The sequence below is a fragment of the Sphingomonas sp. Ant H11 genome (genome assembly GCF_000797515.1).
In the GTDB taxonomy this organism is placed as follows: domain Bacteria; phylum Pseudomonadota; class Alphaproteobacteria; order Sphingomonadales; family Sphingomonadaceae; genus Sphingomonas.
Window position 1 is genome coordinate 1 of the sequence record NZ_JSBN01000014.1, and the last position, 6,855, is coordinate 6,855.

The window sequence follows — 6,855 nt, forward strand, 5'->3', positions numbered from 1 at the left end:
TCGCCGCGACGGGCGCGACCGGGCGGCGGGTGCTGTGGCGGGCGTTACGACCGCGCGCCACCCGGTGTCGCTCGCCCGCGCGGTGATGGTGCACAGCCCGCACGTGTTGCTCAGCGGCGCGGGTGCCGAAACCTTCGCGCGGGAACAGGGTTGCGAATCCGCGACGCAGGACTGGCTGATCCTGCCCGAACGCCGTGCTCAGTTGGATGAGATGCTCGGCGGTGGCGGCGCGTTCGACGTCGACATGAAATATGGCACGGTCGGCGCGGTCGCCTGCGATGCGGCGGGCCATGTTGCAGCGGCAACCTCGACCGGTGGCGTGACCGGCAAGAATTGGGGTCGCATCGGCGATTCGCCTTTGATCGGGGCTGGCACCTATGCCGATGACCGCGCGGGCGCGGTGTCGTGCACTGGCGCGGGCGAGTTCTTCATCCGCGTCAACGTCGCCCACGAAATCTGCGCGCGGGCGCGCCTGGCAGGCGAATCGCTCGAGGTTGCGGCTCAGGCCGTGCTGTCAGAGGTCGCCGCGCTCGGCGGCACCGGTGGGGTGATCGTCACCGGCCCCAACGGTGAGGCGCTGTGGCACTTCACCACCCCCGGCATGTACCGCGCGCGCCTCGCTCCGACGGCCAGCGCGACGTCGCCATTTTCGGCGACGACTGAAATTCCCTCTCCCATCGGGAGAGGGAGGGAGCCGCAAGGCGGCGGAAGGGTGAGGGACGATCACGCCTTTCGCGATGCCCGCCACACGACTAAAGCCATCCCATGACCTGTATCCGTCGCGTTCGCCCCGGCTTTGCCGTTCTCGCCACCCTGCTGGCCGCCACCGTCGCCGCGCCCGCTTCGGCCTATTGGGAATATGGCCATCAGACCGTTGCCCGCATCGCCGAAGCCAATGTCCGCCCCAAGACGCGTGCCGCGATTCGCGACCTGCTCCGCCATTTCGACCTGCTCGGTACGCCCGAGTGCAAGGCCGCGACCATTGCCGAAGCCAGCGTCTGGGCCGATTGCGTCAAGCCGCTCAAGGATGCGAACGGCAAATCGCGCTTCGGCTATGCCTATACTTGGCATTTTCAGGACGTGAACATCTGCCACCCGTTCGATCTGGTGGTGCCGTGCAAGGACGGCAATTGCGTCTCTGCGCAAATCACGCGCGACGTCGCCTTGCTCAAGAACCGTCACGCACCCGAAAAGGATCGCGTCGAGGCACTCGCTTTCCTGATCCACTTCGTCGGCGATCTCCACCAGCCACTTCATGCCGGCGAGAAGGACGACAAGGGCGGCAATGACGTGAAGGCGGTTTATGGCAGTTACAGCCCGCCGCGGCTCAACCTGCACAGCATCTGGGACGGCTATCTCGCCGAACGCGCCATCACCACCGGCCCGTCACTGGTGCACCGCTATCCGGCCGCCGTGCGCGCGAAAGTCGCCGCGGGGGATGTCACCGACTGGAGCCGCGAAAGCTGGCACGTCGCGCATGACGCAGCCTATGGCAGCGCGATGGCCGACCCGTGCGCGCCGACCCCGGCCCGCGTGACACTCGACGAAGCGACGATCGAGAAGCTCGTGCCCGTCGCCCGGCTCGAGGTCGAACGCGGCGGCCTGCGCCTCGCCAAATTGCTCGACGCAGCGTTGGGGTGAGACCACTCGACCCCGCCTTCCGTTCGCCCTGAGCTTCTCGAAGGGCACCCTCCCCCACGCAACGGCGCGTGCCGCGGAGGGGGTGGGCTTCGACAGGCTCAGCCCGAACGGTATGGGGCAGCTCGCACCCGCGCTACCGCCCCACGAACGTCGCGACCGCGTCCGCCACGCTAGGAGAAATCGGCAGCGTCGCATCGCGGTAGGTGGCAAGGTTGGCCGCGCGATCGTCGCTCGCCACTGGCCGCAGCACGTGGTTGATGCCGGGCAGTAGCGTCAGCGTGCCCTTGGGCTGGGCGCGATGCAGCGCCTCGGCATCGGCGACGCTCACCTGTATGTCGCGCGTGCCCTGCAGAATCAGCACCGGCAGTTTTACCGCAGCAACAAGCCGTGCGGGATCGTGCGACAGCAAGTCGATCCAATAGCCCTGCAAACGGTCAGGAAACAGCGTCTGCAGCGGCACGGGCAATTGCGTCGCGTCGATTCGTTTGCCCGCCTCCAGCGACGCAATCGCCGCATCGGCGGCGGGCAGCAGCGGCGCATTGGCCGGGTTCGCCCGCAATTGCTCGCGCAGCACCGCCCCCATCGGGCGGCCGACGCTCGACACCAGGATCAACCCGCAGATCCCGACGGGGCTCTGCGCGGCCTGCAACGCGACCAACCCGCCCTCGCTATGGCCGAGCAGCCAGATGCACGCGCGCCGGTCCGGGCGCGTGCGACCTTGCTCCACGCCTGTACGTCGGCGGCATAATCGGCGGTGGTTACGGCATTGGGGTCGGCCTGCGCCGCCTTGCTGCCGAACAGCCCGCGCTTGTCGATGCGCAGCGTGGCGATGCCCTTGGCGGCGAGCGCCTCGGCGAGCTGGCGATAGGGGCCGCCCGCCACGCCCAGCGGATTGTTGCCGTCGCGGTCGGTCGGCCCCGACCCCGGGATCAGCAGAACCAGCGGGGCCTTGGCGTCGGGATCGAGCAGCGTCCCCGCGAGCGCCCCTTCGGGGCCCGGTGCGGTGAGGTCAGTCGGCACCGGGGTCGTGGCGACAGCGGGAGAGGCGATCAGCGCCGCCGCGGCGAGAAGCGTGGCGCGGATCATTTGCGCGTTCCCCAATGCCAGCCCAGCCCGCCCTGCGTCTTGCGGATCGCGATCATCGTGAACAGCCCGACCAATGCCACGCCGATGCCGATTTGCCCGATCTGGTCCCGCAGGAGCAGGATGTCGGCGCTCAACAGGCCAGCAAAACGATCGTGGCCACCCAGCCCTGCCACGTCACCGGCGTGACGCCGAAGCCAAACATGTGCGGCACGAACCAATAGCCCTTTTCGACCCGATAATGATCGACCAGATCACGCGTCTTCACGGTCTTCTCCCTTGGGTGGGCGCCCGCGCGGGGCGGATTGGGGGCAGCGAGTTTCACGCCGCGCTTGGCCAGCGCCTCGCGCAAGAGGCATTCGAATTCGGCATTGACGCTCCGCAAATCGGCCGCCGCCATCCGCTCGACCGCGGCATACAGCGCGGGGTCGAGACGCAAGGGAAACGCCTTTTTGGGGGGAGCCGCCAAGGTGCGCGTCCTATTGGTAGAGCGAACCGGCGTTGACGACCGGCTGGGTATCGCGCTCGCCGCACAACACGACCATCAGATTGGAGACCATCGCCGCGCGGCGTTCGTCGTCCAGTTCGACCACCCCCTTGGCGGAGAGCAGATCCAGCGCCATCTCGACCATGCCGACCGCGCCCTCGACCAATGTCTTGCGCGCCGCGACCACCGCTTGCGCCTGTTGCCGCCGCAACATCGCGCCCGCGATTTCCGGGGCATAAGCCAAGTGCGTGAAGCCGCATTCGTCCACGGTGATGCCCGCCGTCACCAACCGCGCGATCAATTCCTGGCGCAGCTCCGCTCCGACCTGATCGTGATTGCCGCGCAGTGTCACTTCCTGATGCTCATAATCGTCATAGGGGTAGCGCGCGCCGATCGTGCGCACCGCCGCCTCGATCTGGACGATCACGAATGCCTTGTAATCGTCGATATCGAACAGCGCCTGCGCGGTATCGGTCACGCGCCACACGACTTGCGCCGCGATCTCGATCGGGTTGCCGCGCAGGTCGTTCACCTTCAGCCGTTCCGAAATCATGTTGTTGGCGCGCAGCGACACCTTCTTGCGCCCCAGCCACGGCAACAGCCAGCGCAGACCGGTATTGCGATCGGTGCCCTTATACGCGCCGAACAGCGTGATCGCCGTCGCCTGATTGGGCTGCTGCATATAGAAACCGCCGGACACGAAAACGAACACGATGCTCGCCACCGCCACGATCGGCCCGCCCAGATCGGCTTGGTGCTTGAGCAACGTCACACCGAAAACTCCCAGCGCCAGCGACGCCAGCATCACCAGCAGCATCGCATAGCCGCTCGACGTCGATGCGCCATGCTCGCGCGACAGCGTCAGCGCGGTGTTGCGTGTACCCGACTCGACCATCTGTTCCTCCCGTTAAATATGATATCATATTTATATCGAAGTCAGGTGCGCCGCAAGAGGGCGAAAGGACGGAGGCGAACGGGTGACAGACAGCAAAAGGGCGACGCCGGCAAAGCCGACGCCGCCCTTTGTCTCAACCCCGCCAAGGCGGAGCAGGCGATCTCAATTGAGAACGATGGTAACCGCGCGGCGGTTCTGTGCCCAGGCAGCTTCGTCCGAACCCAGTGCGATCGGGCGTTCCTTGCCGTAGCTGATCGTCGAGATGCGACCCGGCGCAACGCCGCGCGCAGCCAGATAATTCTTGGCGGCGAGCGCACGACGATCCCCCAGCGCGAGGTTATATTCGCGCGTACCGCGCTCGTCGCAATGGCCTTCCAGGCTGACCGGCACGTTGGGGTAACGCGTCAGCCACTGCGCCTGGCTGTCGAGGATCGAACGTGCCCGGTCATCCAGCGAGAAGCTGTCGAGCGCGAAATTGACGGTGTTGCTGGTGACCGAACGCTCGAAGTCGGCGCGCGAACCTGGCGCGATGCTGCCCTGGCCGGCATTGGGATCGACGACCGACGGGCCGGGCGCAGGCGGAATGACCGCAGGCGGCTTCTTGGCGCAAGCCGCAGTGAACAATGCGGTCCCGATCAGCAGCGAGGTCGTCAATTTAGCCATGTCAGCGTCTCCTTAGGGGAAAGGTGGTGATACAAGCGTACACACAATTTGCGTCAGGGGCGTAACGGTCCCCAGGCGGGATCGGATCCATCGAGCACCGTCGGAACGCGGCGAACGTTCACCCCCGTGAGATCGACCGACCACAAATCGGCGCGCCCGTTCCCGCCACCGCTCGAGCGGAAGAACATCAGCACGCGGCCATTGGGCGACCAGCTTGGCCCTTCATCCTGCGCACCGTCGGTCAGCAATTGCTCATTGCCGCCGGCCGGGCTCATGATGCCGATGCGGAACGACCCGCCAATCTTGGTGAAGGCGATCAGATTGCCGCGTGGGCTCCACACCGGCGTCGCATAGCGCCCGCTGCCGAAGCTGATGCGCTGCTGCTGCGATCCGTCGGCGTTCATCACGTACAATTGCTGCGTGCCCGAACGATCGCTCTCGAACACGATGCGCGAACCGTCGGGCGAATAAGTGCCGCCGGTGTCGATCGCGGGGGGAATCGGTCAGCCGCTGCGGCGTGCCACCGCTCAGCGGCACGCGGTAGATGTCGGTATTGCCGCCGACCGCCATCGAGAACAGCACCCACTTGCCGTCGGGCGATACGCGCGGCGCAAACGTCAAATTGGTGTTGGGCACCAGCAGCCGCTGCCGGCCGCTCGCCAGATCATAAACATAGATGGCCGGGCGATCGTCGACATAGCTCATATAAACGATCGAGCGCTGGTCGGGCGAAAGGCGCGGCGTCAGCGCGATCGCCTGGCCGTTGGTCAGGAAGCGGTGGTTGCCACCATCCTGATCCATGATTGCCAGCCGCTTGATCCGCTTGCCCTTGGGGCCCGTCTCAGAGACGTAGACGACGCGGCTGTCGAAATACGGGCCTTCGCCGGTCAGCTTCGAATAGACCATGTCGGCGCATTTGTGTCCGGCGCGCCGCCATTCGCTCGGCGGCACGACAAAGCCCTGCCGCGCCAGCTCCGCGCGCGAAAACACGTCATAGAGATAGCAGCCGACCGTCAGCGTGCCATCGCCATTGGCGCGGATGAACCCCTGTACCAGCGCCGACGCCCCCGCCCCACCCCAATAGTCGAAGGTCGGCGCGGTCACTTCGGGGAAGAGCACCGGTTTCACGCCCGAATCGAGCGGCTTGAACAGGCCCGAGTTGCGCAAGTCGGTGGTGACGATCTGCGCGAGCTGCTGCCCGAGCTGGTCGGTGCGCCCGGCGGGCGTATTCACCACCTCGGACGTCGGCATAACCGGAATGGCGATGCCGAGCGGAGCCGACACGCCGCCCACGACATCGACCACCAATTCCCCTTGTTGCTGCGGGTTGGAGCTCCCGGGCTGGCCCGGTGCCTGGGGTGCCGAGGTCCCGGTCTGCGGGGTCGCCTGCGGGCCGCTGGGAAATGGCACAGGCAAGGGAGCCGCTGCGGTCTGCGCCTGGGCTGCCCCAGCGGTGACACCGGCGAGCGCAAGCGCGAAGATCATCTTGTGGAGCATCATCGTCCTTCTCAGCCCGGCATGTGGTAGGTCAGGGTAAACACCTTCCACCCGCGTGGCACGTCATAAAGCTCGAGCGGAAGGCCCCGTAGCGGCGTGCAGCCCATGAAGGTCGCAATCGCGGCACGGTCCACCGCATCGACATAGATGCGATTGTCGTCATCGACGCCGCTGTGCCTCGGCAGGATCGCCGGGCGTGCGGCCAGCGACCCGTCGCGATTAAACTGCAACCGCACATAAGCGACGATCTTCGCCGCGCCCGGCCCGGGAATCACCTGCCGGTTGGCGCAGGGTTGCACTTGCCGCTGGATCGCCGAACCGATGTCTGCGGCCGCCTTGGCATCCATCGTCGCGCCGGGGGCGGCTTGCGACACCTTGGCACGCGACGGGGACTGGGTCAGCCCTTTGCGGAAATCGTCGTCGAGCAGCGATCCGGTCGGGCGCGGCTTGGTCGCTTTCGGGTTGGTACCGGCCGCCTTGGACACCGACGCCTTGGCCTCGGTCTTGGCTGCGGGAGCCGCAGCCTTCACCGGCGGCGTCTTGGTCTTGACCGGCTTGTCCGGCTTTTCCGCCACCGGCTTTTTGGGCG

Annotated in this window: 7 protein-coding genes and 3 pseudogenes; 2 read left to right on the forward strand and 8 right to left on the reverse strand. The window is 66.5% G+C overall.

Translation table 11 applies throughout. The features are described from left to right. Together NW75_RS03910 and NW75_RS03915 are read left to right on the forward strand one after the other, a co-directional pair. Positions 1 to 663, forward strand: a pseudogene (locus NW75_RS03910) (isoaspartyl peptidase/L-asparaginase family protein); the annotation flags it as partial. A gap of 102 nt (positions 664 to 765) precedes the next feature. Then, positions 766 to 1,641, forward strand: coding sequence for a S1/P1 nuclease (locus NW75_RS03915; protein WP_033963918.1), 876 nt, complete (start codon positions 766 to 768; stop codon positions 1,639 to 1,641). 133 nt (positions 1,642 to 1,774) lie between these two features. Here NW75_RS03915 and NW75_RS25810 read toward each other — a convergent pair whose 3' ends face one another. From NW75_RS25810 to NW75_RS24915, 8 genes and pseudogenes are all read right to left on the reverse strand, one after another. Continuing rightward, positions 1,775 to 2,299: an alpha/beta fold hydrolase gene (locus tag NW75_RS25810; protein WP_231564931.1), complete on the reverse strand. Its 525-nt coding sequence runs from the start codon at positions 2,297 to 2,299 to the stop codon at positions 1,775 to 1,777. Continuing rightward, the gene (locus NW75_RS25815) at positions 2,251 to 2,727 is read right to left on the reverse strand and encodes an alpha/beta hydrolase (RefSeq protein WP_231564932.1); all 477 of its coding nucleotides are present in this window, start codon (positions 2,725 to 2,727) and stop codon (positions 2,251 to 2,253) included. The genes NW75_RS25810 and NW75_RS25815 overlap by 49 nt, the downstream gene beginning before the upstream one ends. Beyond that, positions 2,724 to 2,861, reverse strand: coding sequence for a hypothetical protein (locus tag NW75_RS25820; RefSeq protein WP_231564933.1), 138 nt, complete (start codon positions 2,859 to 2,861; stop codon positions 2,724 to 2,726). Before NW75_RS25820 ends, NW75_RS25815 begins: the two co-directional genes overlap by 4 nt. Continuing rightward, on the reverse strand, positions 2,858 to 3,163 hold the full coding sequence (locus NW75_RS27650; protein WP_331385966.1) for a hypothetical protein: 306 nt from the start codon (positions 3,161 to 3,163) through the stop codon (positions 2,858 to 2,860). Before NW75_RS27650 ends, NW75_RS25820 begins: the two co-directional genes overlap by 4 nt. A gap of 40 nt (positions 3,164 to 3,203) precedes the next feature. Next, complete coding sequence (locus NW75_RS03935) at positions 3,204 to 4,106, reverse strand: SPFH domain-containing protein (protein WP_033963919.1); 903 nt, start codon at positions 4,104 to 4,106, stop codon at positions 3,204 to 3,206. 162 nt (positions 4,107 to 4,268) lie between these two features. Beyond that, positions 4,269 to 4,769, reverse strand: coding sequence for a peptidoglycan-associated lipoprotein Pal (pal, locus tag NW75_RS03940; protein ID WP_033963920.1), 501 nt, complete (start codon positions 4,767 to 4,769; stop codon positions 4,269 to 4,271). Between the two features lie 53 nt (positions 4,770 to 4,822). After that, positions 4,823 to 6,269: pseudogene (gene tolB / locus NW75_RS03945) on the reverse strand (Tol-Pal system beta propeller repeat protein TolB). 8 nt (positions 6,270 to 6,277) lie between these two features. Next, positions 6,278 to 6,855: pseudogene (locus NW75_RS24915) on the reverse strand (cell envelope biogenesis protein TolA); the annotation flags it as partial.